Here is a 13,522-nt window from a genome sequence, read left to right as displayed (position 1 = left end):
GGGTATCGCTTCGCTCAACGCCATCCTACGAAAACCCGTGCTTCCCTGGAACCGTAGGAGCGGACTCTGTCTGCGATTCGGCGGATAACGCCATAGGCGTTATGCGCCCTACGTGAACATCCAGCGAATCAGCAACACCAGCAACAGCACCGCCAGAATCGGCCGACCGATGCGGTAGGCCTTGGGATAGCGCCGCTTGAACTTCTTCACCTGAGCACCCACGCCGTTGCCGATACGAATCAGCACCGAGTAGGCCTGGTTGATCCCGCCGACGCGCTCGCCCTCGACATTCTGCGGCGCGGTGGCGCGGCCGAGGAAGGCGCTGACGCGGCGGTTGATGCGCGTCAGCAGCGGCGACTTGAGCGGACGCTCGACGTCGCAGAAGAGGATCAGGCGCGATTCGTCCGTCTCGTTCTTCACCCAGTGCACGAAGGTCTCGTCGAACATCACGTCCTCGCCGTCGCGCCAGGCGTAGGGTTGGCCGTCGACAAAGATGCGGCAGGCGTCCGAGTTCGGCGTGGCCAGGCCCAGGTGGTAGCGCAGGGAGCCGGCGTAGGGGTCGCGGTGCTTGTTCAGGTGGCTGTTCGGCGGCAGGCGGGTGAACATCGCGCCCTTGACGTTGGGGATGCTGCTGACCAGCTCCACGGTCTTCGGGCACAGGCGCTGCGCGGAGGGCAGGGGGCCGTCGTACCAGGTCAGGTAGAAGCGCGTCCAGCCCTTCTTGAAGAAGGAGCCGAAACCCGCCTCGTTGTTGTTCAGGGCATCGCGGATGTAGCCCTCGTCGAACAGCTGCTCGGCTTCCTCGCGGATCATCTGCCAGTTGTCGCGCAGCTTGTCGAGTTCCGGGAAGCGCTCACGGTCCAGGTAGGGCTTGGAGGGTACGCTGGAGTTCAGGTACATCAGCGAGTTGTACGGGGCGAACCAGGCCGAGTGGTTGACCACCTGGCGCAGGAACGGCAGGCGTACCTTGCCGCGCAGGTGCACGTAGAGAATGGCGATGAGGAAGATGGCGAGGATCGCGAGGACGAGGAGCTTGATCATGGGATGGCGAGTCCGCCCTGTTTGGCTGAAAAACGGCCGGCCACTTGCGCAACGCCGACACAGGCCCGAGGATTATACCCTCAGCGCGCGTCGCCGCTGAATTTTCCGCCACGTCAGAATTGTCCTGCGTCATATTCGCAGGCTGTCGGAGAGTCGTTAGCCAATGAGCATGTCATTGCGTGACCAGTTGCTGAAAGCCGGGCTGGTCAACGAAAAGCAGGCCAAGCAGGCCAGCAAGCAGAAGCAGAAACAGCAGCGCCTGGAGCACAAGGGCCAGGCCGAGAAGGACGACAGCCAGCGCCAGGCCGCGTTGCAGACCCAGGCCGAGAAACAGGCCCGCGACCAGGAGCTGAACCGCCAGCAGCAGGAGAAAGCCGAGAAGAAGGCTCGCGCCGCGCAGGTCAAGCAACTGATCGAAGGCACCCGCCTGCCCAGGATGGAGGGCGACGACTACTACAACTTCGTCGACGCCAAGAAGGTCAAGCGCATCGCGGTGAACGCCCTGATCCGCGACAAGCTCAGCCGCGGCAGCCTGGCCATCGTCAGTTACGACGGGCGCTACGAGATAGTCCCGCGCGATGCCGCGCTGCGCATCCAGGAACGCGACGAGCGCCGCGTGGTGCTGCTCAACGAGCCCAGCGGCGAGCCGGACGAGGACGATCCGTACAAGGACTACGTGGTGCCCGACGACCTCATGTGGTGACAGCTGCGGAAACGAAAAAGCCGGGCGGATGCCCGGCTTTTTTCATGCTGCCCGAGGTTACGAGCCCTTGACCTGCCTGCCGTCGACGGTGCCGTCCTTGAGCATGATCTGGTACTCCTTGCCGTCGGTCTCCTGCTGGTACAGGCGCACCAGCAGGTAGTCCCAGTCCTTGGCGAACCAGAGGACGGTCTTGCGGTTGCTCTTGGTCGGGTCGCGCACGCGTTCGACCTTGATGGCGTCGATCTGGCCGGCCTGGGTGGCGACCTTCTCCTCGCCGAGCACGCGGAAGTCGTAGGTATCGGTGTCGGTACCCTCGATCACCTGGTAGCTCATGCTTTTCTTGCCGACGGCGACGTCGTGCTGCAGCACCAGCTGGTAGGTGGACTTGTCGAGCTGGCCGCGGTTCAGCGGCAGGCGCACGGCGTCGCCGCGGTCGCTGCCGGTGACCTGTTTCTGCGCCCAGTCGAACTGCAGGTCGGTGGACTTGTTCTTGCCCAGGCCCTCGCGGGCCCAGTGGTAGGTCTGCGGCAGGTAGGTATCGCCTTCGACCTTGAAGGAACTGCTCTCCTTCAGGCTGGCGAGCAGCATGGAGGCCTGGAAGTCGAGTTCCCAGTTGCCGCCGTCGCCTTGCTTGAGGCTGCGGGAAGCGGTCCCGCTCAGCGGCATCTGCTTCCAGTCCGCGGTGTAGCTGGCCTCGAACGGCTTGATCTGGAACGAGGCGGCATACGCCGGCAACGTCAGCAGGGCCATCAGGAACAGCAGGACTCTACGCATCGCGAATCTCCTAGGTTCGGAACGGGTAGCCGGTGGCTGGCAACGCCTGGCCATCCAGCATGGCGCCTCGCTCGCCCAGGCGCAAACGGCCTTCGGCGAACCAGCGCATGGCCAGCGGGTAGATCAGGTGCTCCTGCACGTGCACCCGCGCGGCGAGCGTCTCCGGCGTGTCTTGCGACTCTACCGGGATTGCCGCCTGTACGACCAGAGGGCCGCCGTCGAGTTCCTCGGTGACGAAATGCACCGAGCAGCCGTGCTCGGCGTCACCGGCCTCCAGCGCGCGCTGGTGGGTGTGCAGGCCCTTGTACTTGGGCAGCAGCGAGGGGTGGATGTTCAGCAGGCGGCCGTGGTAGTGGCGCACGAAGGCCGAGCTGAGGATGCGCATGAAGCCGGCCAGGACCACCAGGTCCGGGGCGTGGGCGTCGATGCGGCGGATCAGCTCGGCGTCGAAGGCTTCGCGGTCGGCGAAGCCCTTGTGGTCCAGGACCTCGGTGGCGATGCCCGCGGCGGCGGCGCGCTGCAGGCCATAGGCGTCCGCGCGGTTGGAAATCACCGCGCGGATGGTTGCCGGCGTGGCGCCGTCGGCCAGACTGTCGATCAGTGCTTGCAGGTTGCTGCCGGAGCCGGAAATCAGCACCACGACATTGCAAGGACGGGACATCAGTGGCCTTTCAGGTTGTTCAGCACCACGCGTTCGGCGTCCGCTGCGCAGGCGTCGATGCGGCCGATGACCCAGGGCTGCTCGCCGGAAGCGCGCAGGGAGGCGAGGGTGGCCTCGACCTGGTCCTGGGCGACGCAGATGACCATGCCCACGCCGCAGTTCAGCACGCGGTGCATCTCGTGCTCGTCGACGTTGCCCTTCTCCTGCAGCCAGTCGAACACCGCCGGGCGCTGCCAGCTGGCCACGTCGATCACGGCCTGGGCGTTGTCCGGCAGCACGCGCGGGATGTTGTCCAGCAGGCCGCCGCCGGTGATGTGGGCCATGGCCTTGACCGCGCCGGTCTGCTCGATCAGCTGCAGCAGCGGCTTGACGTAGATGCGCGTCGGCGCCATCAGCAGGTCGGCCAGGGGCTTGCCGTCGAGCTGGGTGGCTTCGATGTCGGCGCCGGAGACTTCGATGATCTTGCGGATCAGCGAGTAGCCGTTGGAGTGCGGGCCGGAGGAGGGCAGGGCGACCAGGGCGTCGCCGGCGACCACCTTCGAGCCGTCGATGATCTCGGCCTTCTCCACCACGCCGACGCAGAAGCCGGCCAGGTCGTAGTCCTCGCCCTCGTACATGCCGGGCATCTCGGCGGTTTCACCGCCGACCAGAGAGCAGCCGGCCAGCTCGCAACCGGCGCCGATGCCGGTCACCACGGTGGCGGCGACGTCGACATTGAGCTTGCCGGTGGCGTAGTAGTCGAGGAAGAACAGCGGCTCGGCGCCGCAGACCACCAGGTCGTTGACGCACATGGCGACCAGGTCCTGGCCGATGCTGTCGTGCTTGTTCAGGTTCAGCGCCAGGCGCAGCTTGGTGCCGACGCCGTCGGTGCCGGAAACCAGCACCGGCTGCTTGTAGCCGGCCGGGATCTCGCAGAGCGCGCCGAAGCCGCCCAGGCCGCCCATGACTTCAGGACGCGCGGTGCGCTTGGCGACGCCTTTGATGCGTTCGACGAGGGCTTCGCCGGCGTCGATGTCCACACCGGCGTCCTTGTAGCTCAACGAGGGTTGCTTGCTGCTCATGTATCCAGGCCTGTAGAAAGGAGTGATTCGTCTGCCGGCCGCGGCGCGAAGGATTCGCGGCGACCTCGCGGGAGGCGCGGGATTTTATCAGGCTTGCCCGGCAGCGGCCATCTCGCGCTGTTGCCGCTGACCGGAGGGCTGTTTAAGGTATAGGCCTTCCGGAGGGGCTTGCCAGGTGCCGTTCCCTTCCTTATTCCGTTCGTCGAGAGCCTGTCATGCGATTTACCGCCCGCCTGTTGATCCTCTGCCTGTCGTTGCTCAGCCTGCCGTCCTTCGCCGCCGCGCTGGGCAACCTCTACCAGGTGCACGAGCCGGTGGCCTCGCAGCAGCCGGACGAGCGCAGCGCCGGCCTGTCCCGCGCGCTGCAGACCCTGGTGCTGCGCCTGACCGGCGATGCCCGCGCCGCCCAGAGCGGCGCGCTGGCCGGCTACTTCAAGGACCCGCAGCAACTGATCAGCCAGTACGGCTACGAGAACGGTCCGCCGCTGGCCCTGGTGGTGGACTTCGACCCCTCCTCGGTGAACAACGCCCTGCGCCAGGCCGGCCTGCCGGTCTGGGGTGCCAACCGTCCGAGCCTGCTGGCCTGGTGGCTGAACGAAAGCGCCGCCGGCAGCAGCCTGGTGGGCGACAGCCAGGAAGGCGCCGCGCCGCTCAACCGCGCCGCCCAGCGCCGCGGCCTGCCGCTGCTGCTGCCGATGGCCGACCTCTCCGAGCAGGGCGTGGGCACCGCGCAGAACATCACCGCCGCGCAGCCCGACGCGCTGCGCGCCGCCTCCGAGCGCTATTCCGCCGACGGCCTGCTGGCGGTCGACGCCAAGGAAGACGGCGGCAAGTGGCAGGCGCAATGGCGCCTGTGGCTGGGCGACTCGCGCGAACAGGGCCAGGCCCAGGGCGATAGCCCGGACGCCCTGGCCGACGCCGTGATGCTGGCGGTCAGCCAGCGCCTGGCGCCGCGCTTCGTCGGCGCGCCGGGCGCGGCCAGCGCCCTGACCCTGCAGGTGCAGGGCGCCAACCTCGAACGCTATGCCCAGCTGCAGAAGCTGCTCGACCCGATGGGCGCGAAGCTGTTGCTGGCCCAGGGCGACAACCTGCAATACCGCCTCAACGCCAGCCCCGACCAGCTGCGCGCCCAACTGGGCCTGGCGCACCTGCAGGAGGCTCCGGTCGAGCCGGCCCAGCCGGCGCTCGACGCCAATGGCCAGCCGCTGCCGGCGCAGCCCGCGGCGCCGAGCAACGTCATGCGCTTCCGCTGGTAGTCACGCCGCGGGTGGGCCTGGCGCCGGATTCGCAGTATGCTGCGCCTCCGGCGCCTTTTCGGATGCGCCAAAATGATGATTTGGTTACACTTTTGATCCGTACGGCTTCACTGTAAGCGTTTTCGAAGAAAAGCCCCGCCCGGCATGAAACAACCTATGCAGCTACCCCTGGGCATCCGTCTGCGCGACGATGCTACCTTCGCCAACTTCTACCCCGGCACCAACGCCGCGGCGCTGGGGTATGTCGAGCGGCTGTGCGACTGCGACGCCGGCTGGGCGGAGAGCCTCATCTACCTGTGGGGTGTCGAGGGCGTGGGGCGCAGCCACCTGCTGCAGGCGGCCTGCCTGCGCTTCGAGCAGTACGGCGAGACCTCGGTGTACCTGCCGATGGCCGAGCTGGTGCAATACGGCCCGGCGATCTTCGACGACCTGGAACAGCTGGAGCTGGTCTGCCTCGACGACATCGAGGCCCTGGCCGGCCTGCCGGAGTGGGAAGAGGCGCTGTTCCACCTGTTCAACCGCCTGCGCGACGCCGGCCGGCGCCTGCTGCTGGCGGCCTCGATGCCGCCGCGGGAGCTGCCGGTCAAGCTGCCCGACCTGAAGTCGCGGCTGACCCTCTCGCTGATCTTCCAGCTGCACCCGCTGACCGACGAGGAAAAGCTCCGCGCCCTGCAACTGCGCGCCTCGCGCCGCGGCCTGCACCTCACCGACGAAGTCGGGCGCTTCATCCTCACCCGCGGCGCGCGCAGCATGGAGTTCCTCTTCGACCTGCTGGACGAACTGGACAAGGCCTCGCTGCAGGCCCAGCGCAAGCTGACCATCCCCTTCCTCAAGGAAACCCTGGGCTGGTAAGCCCCTTCGGGGGAGCTGCAAGCCGCAAGCCATAAGCTGCAAGTTATCCGGAGCCGTATGCTCTTCGCCCTACGACGTTGCGCCGAGGTGCTTTTCGTAGGAGCGAGCTTGCTCGCGAATGGGCCCCGCAGTGGAATCTGTTCGCGAGCAAGCTCGCTCCTACGATGCGTCTGCCTCCGAGGTCACCTGTAGGAGCAACTGTCTTGCCGACTGCGCCGAGATGCTCTTTGTAGGATGGGTTGAGCTTGCGAAACCCATGCGGCCGCGGTGATGGGTATCGCTTCGCTCAACACCATCCTACGGTTTTTTTTGCCGGAAGGTGTAGGAGCGGGCCCTGCCCGCGAATCGCGCGCAGGGTCTAATCCTCCCCCGCCAGCTTGCGCTCGTACTGGAAGCGCCAGCGGGTGTACAGCAGCGCCGCGCAGAACAGGCTCACGCTGAGCAGCACCTCGGCCCAGCCGTAGATGCGCTGGCCCGGCTCGAAGGTGTTGAGCACGCCGGTGATGAAGTACAGGTTGACCACGTAGCAGGCCCAGGCGTGGCCGCGGGCGCTGCCGATCAGCATGCCCGGGGCGATGATCAGCAGCGGCAGCAGCTTGAGCGCGGTCCACACCTTCGGCACCCAGTCCGGCGCGCCGCGGGCGTCGGTGAACAGCAGGCCCCAGGTGAGGATCAGCAGGACCAGGCCCAGCAGGCTGCCCAGGCTCACCGCGCGGCTCGCGGCCAGGCGCGGGTGCAGGTGCTCGAGGGAGGGCAGGGGTTTCTTCTTGCGGGCCATTCAGCGCTCCAGTTTGCCGGCGACCTCGGCCAGGCGCTTGCCCAGCGCGCGGCACAGGGTGATCTCGTGTTCGTCCAGGGCGCGCTTGCCGTCGGCGCCGGCGAAGTGGCTGGCGCCATAGGGCGTGCCGCCGCCGCGGGTCTCCAGCAGGGCAGGTTCGCTGTAGGGAATGCCGGTGACCAGCATGCCGTGGTGCAGCAGCGGCAGCAGCATGGACAGCTGGGTGGTCTCCTGGCCGCCGTGCAGGCTGGCGGTGGAGGTGAACACCGCCGCCGGCTTGCCGACCAGGGCGCCGGTCAGCCACAGGCTGCTGGTGCCGTCGAGGAAGTACTTCAGCGGCGCGGCCATGTTGCCGAAGCGCGTCGGGCTGCCCATGGCCAGGCCGGCGCAGTCCTTGAGGTCGTCGAGGGTGGCGTAGAGCGCGCCTTCCTCGGGCAGGTCCGGGGCCACCGCCTCGCACTCGGTGGACACCGCCGGCACCGTGCGCAGGCGCGCCTCCAGGCCGCCCTGCTCGATGCCGCGGGCGATCTGCCGGGCCATCTCGGCGGTGGCACCATGACGGCTGTAGTAGAGCACCAGGATGTAGGGCGCGCTCAAGGCAGGATCTCCAGCACCTTCTCCGGCGGCCGGCCGATCACCGCCTTGTCGCCGGCCACCAGGATGGGCCGTTCGATCAGCTTCGGATGCGCGGCCATGGCCTCGATCAGCTGGGCGTCGCTGAGCTGCGGGTCGTCCAGGCCGAGGGTCTTGTATTCTTCCTCGCCGGTGCGCAGCAGCTGGCGCGCGCTGATGCCCAGCTTGCCGAGCAGCGCCTGCAGTTCGGCGGCGCTGGGCGGCGTTTCCAGGTAGCGCACGATGGTCGGGGCCAGGCCGCGCGCCTCGAGCAGTTCGAGGGCGCCGCGGGACTTGGAGCAGCGCGGGTTGTGGAAAAGTGTCAGTTGGCTCATATCCATGGGCTCGCTGGGCCGTTAAAGTGGCGGCTATTCTAACCGCCTCCCGAGGGTTGGCTGAACCATCGGCGTTCGGCCGGGCCGGCGGCCCTGCGACTTAAGGACACAGCATGCACCCGCGCCTGCGGAACCTGATCGAGTTCTGGCGTTATCTGCTCCAGCGTTTCCATGCCGACCGCGTCAGCAGCCACGCCGCCGCGCTGACCTACACCACGCTGTTCGCCGTAGTGCCGATGATGACCGTGACCTTCGCCATCGTCTCGGCCATTCCCACCTTCGAAGGCATGGGCGAGCGCATCCAGTTGTTCATCTTCCACAACTTCGTGCCGTCCACCGGCGAGGCGGTGGAGACCTACCTGCGCGCCTTCATCGTCCAGGCGCGCCACCTGACCTGGCTGGGGGTGGCCTTCCTGGCGGTCACCGCGTTCAGCATGCTGGTGACCATCGAGCGGGTGTTCAACGAGATCTGGCGGGTGCGCAAGCCGCGCCGCGGGGTGACGCGCTTCCTGCTGTACTGGGCGATCCTCAGCCTGGGGCCGCTGCTGCTGGGCGCCGGCTTCGCGGTGTCGACCTACGTCACTTCGCTGTCGCTGCTGTCCGGGCCCCATGCGCTGCCCGGCGCCGGCATGCTGCTGAAATTCATGCCGCTGCTGTTCAGCGTGGCGGCCTTCACCCTCATCTACGCCGCGGTGCCCAACGCCCGCGTGCCGCCGCTGCATGCCCTGGCCGGCGGCGCGCTGACGGCCTTCCTGTTCGAGGCGGCCAAGTCGCTGTTCGGCCTCTACGTCGGCCTGTTCCTCGGCTACAAGCTGATCTACGGCGCCTTCGCCACGGTGCCGCTGTTCCTGCTGTGGATCTACCTGTCCTGGCTGATCGTGCTGTTCGGCGCCGAACTGGTCTGCAACCTGTCCTCGACGCGCCTGTGGCGGCGCAGGGCGTTGCCGCGGCTGCTGGTGCTGCTGGGCGTGCTGCGGGTGTTCTACGAGCGCCAGCGCCAGGGCGAGGCGACGCGCCTGGCGCACCTGCACCGCGCCGGCTGGATGCTGCCGGAGGACGAATGGGAGGAGATGCTGGCCTTCCTCGAACGCGAGCAGATGGTCTGCCGCTCGGGCGGCAGCGACGATACCTGGGTGCTCTGCCGCGACCTGGGCAGCTACAGCCTGCATCGCCTGCTGAACCGCTGCCCCTGGCCGCTGCCGTGCCTGGAGACGCTGCCGGACAGCCTGGCGGAGGATTGGTACCCGGCACTGCGCGAGGCCCTGCAGCGCTACCAGGCGGAGCGGGAGGTGCTGTTCGGCGGCAGTCTCGCAGAATGGTTGAGTCCGTCACATTCCAGGTGACGTAAAAGGTCAGTTTGCGGCGAAACGGAATGCTGGAAGCGGTCGGGCGGAGATGAAAATGCGTGGAATCGCGGGCCTCGAAAGTTTGGCACGCTTCTGGCTATAGCCGGTTCAGGACAGTGGTGTTCCCCAGAAGTTCCGAGAAGGCCCGCATCTTCATGAACAAAGACCTGAACAAAGTTGTACACCTGCACCAGCGCGACCCGCAGAGCGCCCTGGAGCGGCTGAATAGAATCACCGGTCTGCAGTTCAGCAGCTGGCCGGAGTCGCTGCTGCCCAGCGTGCATGCCGCGCTCGACGAGCGGGCTGCCAGCACCGCCGAGCCCGTCGGCGAACCCGCCCGCCAGCTGGGTTGAGCGCTACGACAGCTGGCCGGCGTTGATCCGCTGGTCGCTGGCGATCTGTTCCACCGCCTGGACGAAGAGTTCTTCCACCGTCAGGCGCGAAAGTCCCACCGCCGAACGCAATCTGATCTGCAGATTGTCGATCCTGTAGCGATACGGCAGCCGCGCGATGCCGGACAGCAATATGCGTCCGCTGGCATTGAGGGTGCCATGGTCGATCACCACCTCGTGCTGCCGTTCGCCGTCGCCGTAGCTGGCCAGCAGCGTCACCGGCAACTGGGCCATGCCCGGCACCAGCAGCCAGGCGGCGACGTTGTAGTCGCAAGCCCGCCCACCGTTGCTGGTACCGAGGGGCCTGGCATTGGCCACTATGTGTTCGGGCACCCGGCTGACGATCTGATCCGTGGGCTGCATATGTCTGTCGCTTCCGTGAATGGGTTCGGCCGGCGTACTTGGCGCCTGCGTGTTCTGACAGGATGTAGGGCCTGGCGGAAGGAAAACTTCCGCAAGCCCCGCATTATAGGGAGCAACAGGCCCACAAAACGTGCGTGTTAGCGATCCTGGCTGTGACCTGTTTCCCAAATGACATCATCAGCCCAGCCGCAGCGGATGCCGGCTGACCAGGGGCGTGGCCAGGTTGGCCGCGGGCAGCGGGAGGATGGTCTGGTTGTCGAAGCTGGCCAGTTGCAGCCAGAGGTTCTCGCCCTCGACGAATTGCCCCTGGGGCAGCCAGATGCCGTGATACCAGCCGTTGCCCGGTTCCGGGGTGCTCTGCAGGACCGCCGGGTGCCGCTGTGCGTCAGGCGTGCGGCGCAGCCAGGCCGGCCGTGGCAGGCCCTTGAGGAAGCGCAGGCCCAGGTGCAGGCCGTCGCCGTTGAGGTGACGCCAGCGCACCATCGCCAGGATCGGCGAGCCCGGCTTGTCGAGGATCAGCAGCAGTTGCCCGACCGGCAGGCGCTGTGCCTGGCTGCCCTGGCAGACGATGCGCGCCCCGCCGGGGCTGGCGTCGGCCATCTGCGCCTCGCAGCTGCCGGCGGCGCTGGCCAGCAGGTGGGCCTGGATGGCCGTCAGGCCGATCACCAGCTGGCAGCTTGCATGTTTCTCGGCGCGCATATGGCGGCGCGGCTGGTGGCCCAGCCAGTGCGGACGGACACGTTCCAGCAGCAGGCTCTCGGCTGCCGGGCGCAGCGGCGCCGGGTCGTGCAGGGCGATCAGCAGCGCGCCCAGTTCCAGGCGGCGCAGGCGTTCGGGCGGTGCCTCGGGCTTCTGGTCGAAGCCCAGGCAGGGGCGGTCGTCGCCGAGGTCGACCAGGTAGCCTTCCTGCTCCTCTTCCTCATCGTCCCAGTCCTGCAGCCGGGCCAGGCCGGCCAGCGGTGCGAGGGCGCTGAACAGGTGCGGCGCCTCGCCTTCGGTGAGGTGGAAGGGGTTGCTCAGCGCCAGCAGCAGGGATTGCTGGTACAGGCCCCGCAGGGTTCCGGCCGGGGTGGGTTCGAAGGCAGCGGCGATGGGTTCGTCCAGGCACTGCTGGTATTCGCCTATCCAGTACAGCAGGTGGCTGTCGCGCCACAGCGAGCCCGGCGGCTGCTGGTACTGCTGGTAATGGCGCAGCAGGGCCTGGGCGAGGAAGTGCTCGGCCATGTACAGGCACCACGCCAGGTGCGGGCGCGAGGGCTTGTGGCCGTTGAGTATCTGCAGCAGCAGGCGCTTGAAGCCGGCGGCCAGTTCGCCGCACAGGTGCACGAAGAGGGCCGGCGGCGTCTTCTCGGCGCGGATCAGCCGGGTGTAATGGCGATATTCTTCGGCGAGGCTTTGCAGCGCGCGCTGCCTTTCCAGTAAGGTCAGTGCGCAACGGTTGAGCCTGAAGAGGACGCCCAGGCAGTGCTGCAGGCCTTCGTGCAGGGGCAGCCGCCGGGCCTGCAGCAGTCCTGCCGACAGGTTGCTCGCCGCGTCGCCGTTGTCTTCGAGAATGTCCGGCACTTCCAGGCGCAGGGCAGAGAGCATCATGACCACCCCGCATACACGAGGACTGAAGGCATGGGAGTACGGCTCCGTTTTGTCAGTGGACTGTTGGCCGGCCTGATCCTGGCCGGCTGCTCGGCGGATTACGGCGTCGATCAGTATGGAAAGAAGGTACCTACAGCAAGCCTAGATGGCCAGTGGCTAGTCATCAATTACTGGGCCGACTGGTGCGTGCCTTGCCGCAAGGAAGTGCCCGAGTTCAACCGCCTGGCGGAGGACAGCCGGGACAAGGGCGTGCGGGTGCTGGGGGTCAACTACGATGGCCTGCGTGACGCCGAGCTGAGCAAGGCCGCGCAAGACCTGGGGATCCGCTACACGGTGCTGGCCGACGACCCGGCGCCGCGCTTCAAGCTGCCGCGCAGCGAGGCGTTGCCGGTGACCTACATCGTCGACGTCAAGGGCCAGGTGCGCGAGCGCATGCTGGGCGAACAGACGGCCAGCGGCGTACAGGCACGCCTGCTGGCCCTGCAGGAGGAGAAGCGCTGATGGCGAGAATCTGCATGCACGGCTTCGTCAGTGGACGCGTGCAGGGCGTCTACTACCGCCAGGGTACCCAGGAGCAGGCCGACCGGCTGGGCATCGACGGCTGGGTGCGCAACCTGCCCGATGGGCGGGTCGAGGTGCTGATGGAAGGGGAGGAGAGCGCCGTCCACGCGCTGCGCGAGTGGCTGCACCAGGGCCCGGAGAAGGCCCAGGTGACGGACGTGGCGTTGCAGGACATGCCGGCCCAGGGCATCACCGGCTTCATCGTGCGGCGCTGAGCCCCAGCGGCGGCCCGGGCTCAGTTGCTGGCGCCGGGGTCCGCGGCCAGGCGGCCGGCGTCGCTCAGCAGGCGCTGGAGGAATTCCTTCTGCAGCTCCGGATCGTTGCGCGTCAGTTCGATCAGGCTCTGTTCCAGCTCGCTGGCTTCCTCTTCCAGGCCGAGGTCGGACAGGCGTTTGACGCGGTGCACCCAGTGCTGCACGTCTTCGCCTTCAAGGTCGTCGTAGATCAGCGCATGAGCTTCGTGCAGCTTGCCCCGCAGCGTCGGGCTGACCAGCAGGCTGGCCTCGGCGTGGGCGCTGTCCTGGGCATCGCGCACGCTCAGCTGCAGGCGGCCGGCGCGGTATACGGCGTCGTCGCTGAAGGGGCTGTCCAGCAGGTTCAGGCGCAGGATGCCGTGACGGTCGGTCAGCAGCTCCTGGGTCTCCTTGCCGACGCTCACCTGCACCGGGCGCTCGGCCCAGGGCAGGCTGGAGTACTCGGTGTGCCTGTTGCGCCGCTGTTCGTCGATGTTGGCCAGGTTCTGCTCGGCGCGGCCGTTGGATTGCACGTTCATGAACGGGTTCATGCCGTCGATGCCGTAGCTGATCCAGCCGCGGGTGACGCTTTCCGGCAGGTTGCCCAGGGCGAACACGTTGACCACGTTGGCGCCGATGCCGGCGACGAAGGTCAGCGCGCCCAGCGGCACTTCGTAGAACTCGCGCCAGCCCTGGTAGGGCGTGTAGCGGTCGTAGCGGCGGGTGACCTCGAAGGTGGTGACTTCGAAGGTCTTCTGCTCCTGCACGCGGACGCGACGCTGCGGCAGCTGCAGGACGCCGGGCTCGCCGACGTCTATCTGCAGGCTGTGGTCGAGCAGCTTGCGCTCGACGCGCTCCTCGTGTTCGCTGCGCTGCGACATCTGGTTGGCGCAGCCGCTCAAGACAAGGCTGCCGCACAGGGCGGCAACCTTGAGGCGGGTAGTGCTTCGGGACATCGCGCTGC

Annotated in this window: 17 protein-coding genes; 7 read left to right on the top strand and 10 right to left on the bottom strand. The window is 67.4% G+C overall.

Annotated elements, in window-relative coordinates; all coding sequences use genetic code 11:
- Positions 1-108 precede the first annotated feature (108 nt).
- On the bottom strand, positions 109-1,041 hold the full coding sequence (locus QSJ95_RS23985; protein ID WP_043271270.1) for an aspartyl/asparaginyl beta-hydroxylase domain-containing protein: 933 nt from the start codon (positions 1,039-1,041) through the stop codon (positions 109-111).
- Between the two features lie 163 nt (positions 1,042-1,204).
- On the opposite strand from QSJ95_RS23985, the gene QSJ95_RS23980 reads away from it, so the two are divergent.
- A complete protein-coding gene (locus tag QSJ95_RS23980) occupies positions 1,205-1,744 on the top strand; it encodes a DUF2058 domain-containing protein (protein WP_285645732.1) in 540 nt (179 codons plus the stop codon).
- Between the two features lie 57 nt (positions 1,745-1,801).
- On the opposite strand, the gene QSJ95_RS23975 is transcribed toward QSJ95_RS23980, so the two are convergent.
- From QSJ95_RS23975 to purM, 3 genes are read right to left on the bottom strand one after another with little or no spacing between them, the layout of a single operon-like run.
- The gene (locus QSJ95_RS23975) at positions 1,802-2,518 is read right to left on the bottom strand and encodes a DUF3108 domain-containing protein (RefSeq protein WP_009616899.1); all 717 of its coding nucleotides are present in this window, start codon (positions 2,516-2,518) and stop codon (positions 1,802-1,804) included.
- Between the two features lie 10 nt (positions 2,519-2,528).
- Positions 2,529-3,179: a phosphoribosylglycinamide formyltransferase gene (purN, locus tag QSJ95_RS23970; RefSeq protein ID WP_009616901.1), complete on the bottom strand. Its 651-nt coding sequence runs from the start codon at positions 3,177-3,179 to the stop codon at positions 2,529-2,531.
- The gene (purM, locus tag QSJ95_RS23965) at positions 3,179-4,240 is read right to left on the bottom strand and encodes a phosphoribosylformylglycinamidine cyclo-ligase (RefSeq protein ID WP_043271266.1); all 1,062 of its coding nucleotides are present in this window, start codon (positions 4,238-4,240) and stop codon (positions 3,179-3,181) included. The genes purN and purM overlap by 1 nt, the downstream gene beginning before the upstream one ends.
- Before the next feature lie 215 nt (positions 4,241-4,455).
- On the opposite strand from purM, the gene QSJ95_RS23960 reads away from it, so the two are divergent.
- Positions 4,456-5,496 carry a DUF2066 domain-containing protein gene (locus QSJ95_RS23960; protein WP_285645730.1) on the top strand — a complete coding sequence of 347 codons (1,041 nt, stop codon included), beginning with the start codon at positions 4,456-4,458 and terminating at the stop codon, positions 5,494-5,496.
- Positions 5,497-5,640: 144 nt separating this feature from the next.
- Positions 5,641-6,348 carry a DnaA regulatory inactivator Hda gene (gene hda / locus QSJ95_RS23955; RefSeq protein WP_009616904.1) on the top strand — a complete coding sequence of 236 codons (708 nt, stop codon included), beginning with the start codon at positions 5,641-5,643 and terminating at the stop codon, positions 6,346-6,348.
- 358 nt (positions 6,349-6,706) lie between these two features.
- On the opposite strand, the gene QSJ95_RS23950 is transcribed toward hda, so the two are convergent.
- Genes QSJ95_RS23950 through arsC form a run of 3 tightly spaced genes read right to left on the bottom strand, consistent with a single transcriptional unit; the run spans position 6,707 to position 8,073 of the window.
- The gene (locus tag QSJ95_RS23950; RefSeq protein WP_285645727.1) at positions 6,707-7,126 is read right to left on the bottom strand and encodes a DUF2069 domain-containing protein; all 420 of its coding nucleotides are present in this window, start codon (positions 7,124-7,126) and stop codon (positions 6,707-6,709) included.
- A complete protein-coding gene (wrbA, locus tag QSJ95_RS23945; RefSeq protein WP_009616906.1) occupies positions 7,127-7,723 on the bottom strand; it encodes an NAD(P)H:quinone oxidoreductase in 597 nt (198 codons plus the stop codon). It lies immediately after the preceding gene.
- The gene (arsC, locus tag QSJ95_RS23940; protein ID WP_285645724.1) at positions 7,720-8,073 is read right to left on the bottom strand and encodes an arsenate reductase (glutaredoxin); all 354 of its coding nucleotides are present in this window, start codon (positions 8,071-8,073) and stop codon (positions 7,720-7,722) included. Before arsC ends, wrbA begins: the two co-directional genes overlap by 4 nt.
- A 113-nt stretch (positions 8,074-8,186) precedes the next feature.
- Here arsC and QSJ95_RS23935 point away from each other — a divergent pair, with 113 nt between their 5' ends.
- Entirely contained in the window at positions 8,187-9,416 is a 1,230-nt protein-coding gene (locus tag QSJ95_RS23935) for a YihY family inner membrane protein (RefSeq protein ID WP_285645722.1), read from the top strand.
- 158 nt (positions 9,417-9,574) lie between these two features.
- Complete coding sequence (locus QSJ95_RS23930; RefSeq protein WP_024128548.1) at positions 9,575-9,772, top strand: hypothetical protein; 198 nt, start codon at positions 9,575-9,577, stop codon at positions 9,770-9,772.
- Positions 9,773-9,775: 3 nt separating this feature from the next.
- Here QSJ95_RS23930 and QSJ95_RS23925 read toward each other — a convergent pair whose 3' ends face one another.
- Positions 9,776-10,174: a hypothetical protein gene (locus QSJ95_RS23925; protein ID WP_009616910.1), complete on the bottom strand. Its 399-nt coding sequence runs from the start codon at positions 10,172-10,174 to the stop codon at positions 9,776-9,778.
- A gap of 177 nt (positions 10,175-10,351) precedes the next feature.
- Complete coding sequence (locus QSJ95_RS23920) at positions 10,352-11,764, bottom strand: PilZ domain-containing protein (RefSeq protein ID WP_285645719.1); 1,413 nt, start codon at positions 11,762-11,764, stop codon at positions 10,352-10,354.
- Between the two features lie 30 nt (positions 11,765-11,794).
- Between QSJ95_RS23920 and QSJ95_RS23915 the strand changes: the two genes are divergently transcribed.
- On the top strand, positions 11,795-12,265 hold the full coding sequence (locus tag QSJ95_RS23915) for a TlpA disulfide reductase family protein (protein ID WP_285645718.1): 471 nt from the start codon (positions 11,795-11,797) through the stop codon (positions 12,263-12,265).
- A complete protein-coding gene (locus tag QSJ95_RS23910; RefSeq protein ID WP_009616913.1) occupies positions 12,265-12,540 on the top strand; it encodes an acylphosphatase in 276 nt (91 codons plus the stop codon). The genes QSJ95_RS23915 and QSJ95_RS23910 overlap by 1 nt, the downstream gene beginning before the upstream one ends.
- A 20-nt stretch (positions 12,541-12,560) precedes the next feature.
- On the opposite strand, the gene QSJ95_RS23905 is transcribed toward QSJ95_RS23910, so the two are convergent.
- Positions 12,561-13,514 (bottom strand): hypothetical protein, encoded by a 954-nt coding sequence (locus QSJ95_RS23905; RefSeq protein ID WP_043317746.1) that lies wholly within the window; start codon positions 13,512-13,514, stop codon positions 12,561-12,563.
- Positions 13,515-13,522 lie beyond the last annotated feature (8 nt).

This window comes from Pseudomonas sp. NBRC 100443, from assembly GCF_030268185.1.
Lineage (GTDB): Bacteria > Pseudomonadota > Gammaproteobacteria > Pseudomonadales > Pseudomonadaceae > Pseudomonas > Pseudomonas citronellolis.
Note: the sequence above shows the minus strand (reverse complement) of the source record. Positions and strands in the feature narration are given on the sequence as shown.

What these genes read in the sequence shown, in the direction of transcription:
- QSJ95_RS23985 (WP_043271270.1), bottom strand. Translation starts at nt 1,041, where the DNA reads ATGATCAAGCTCCTCGTCCTCGCGATCCTCGCCATCTTCCTCATCGCC.
- QSJ95_RS23980 (WP_285645732.1), top strand. Translation starts at nt 1,205, where the DNA reads ATGAGCATGTCATTGCGTGACCAGTTGCTGAAAGCCGGGCTGGTCAAC.
- QSJ95_RS23975 (WP_009616899.1), bottom strand. Translation starts at nt 2,518, where the DNA reads ATGCGTAGAGTCCTGCTGTTCCTGATGGCCCTGCTGACGTTGCCGGCG.
- purN (WP_009616901.1), bottom strand. Translation starts at nt 3,179, where the DNA reads ATGTCCCGTCCTTGCAATGTCGTGGTGCTGATTTCCGGCTCCGGCAGC.
- purM (WP_043271266.1), bottom strand. Translation starts at nt 4,240, where the DNA reads ATGAGCAGCAAGCAACCCTCGTTGAGCTACAAGGACGCCGGTGTGGAC.
- QSJ95_RS23960 (WP_285645730.1), top strand. Translation starts at nt 4,456, where the DNA reads ATGCGATTTACCGCCCGCCTGTTGATCCTCTGCCTGTCGTTGCTCAGC.
- hda (WP_009616904.1), top strand. Translation starts at nt 5,641, where the DNA reads ATGAAACAACCTATGCAGCTACCCCTGGGCATCCGTCTGCGCGACGAT.
- QSJ95_RS23950 (WP_285645727.1), bottom strand. Translation starts at nt 7,126, where the DNA reads ATGGCCCGCAAGAAGAAACCCCTGCCCTCCCTCGAGCACCTGCACCCG.
- arsC (WP_285645724.1), bottom strand. Translation starts at nt 8,073, where the DNA reads ATGAGCCAACTGACACTTTTCCACAACCCGCGCTGCTCCAAGTCCCGC.
- QSJ95_RS23935 (WP_285645722.1), top strand. Translation starts at nt 8,187, where the DNA reads ATGCACCCGCGCCTGCGGAACCTGATCGAGTTCTGGCGTTATCTGCTC.
- QSJ95_RS23930 (WP_024128548.1), top strand. Translation starts at nt 9,575, where the DNA reads ATGAACAAAGACCTGAACAAAGTTGTACACCTGCACCAGCGCGACCCG.
- QSJ95_RS23925 (WP_009616910.1), bottom strand. Translation starts at nt 10,174, where the DNA reads ATGCAGCCCACGGATCAGATCGTCAGCCGGGTGCCCGAACACATAGTG.
- QSJ95_RS23920 (WP_285645719.1), bottom strand. Translation starts at nt 11,764, where the DNA reads ATGATGCTCTCTGCCCTGCGCCTGGAAGTGCCGGACATTCTCGAAGAC.
- QSJ95_RS23915 (WP_285645718.1), top strand. Translation starts at nt 11,795, where the DNA reads ATGGGAGTACGGCTCCGTTTTGTCAGTGGACTGTTGGCCGGCCTGATC.
- QSJ95_RS23910 (WP_009616913.1), top strand. Translation starts at nt 12,265, where the DNA reads ATGGCGAGAATCTGCATGCACGGCTTCGTCAGTGGACGCGTGCAGGGC.
- QSJ95_RS23905 (WP_043317746.1), bottom strand. Translation starts at nt 13,514, where the DNA reads ATGTCCCGAAGCACTACCCGCCTCAAGGTTGCCGCCCTGTGCGGCAGC.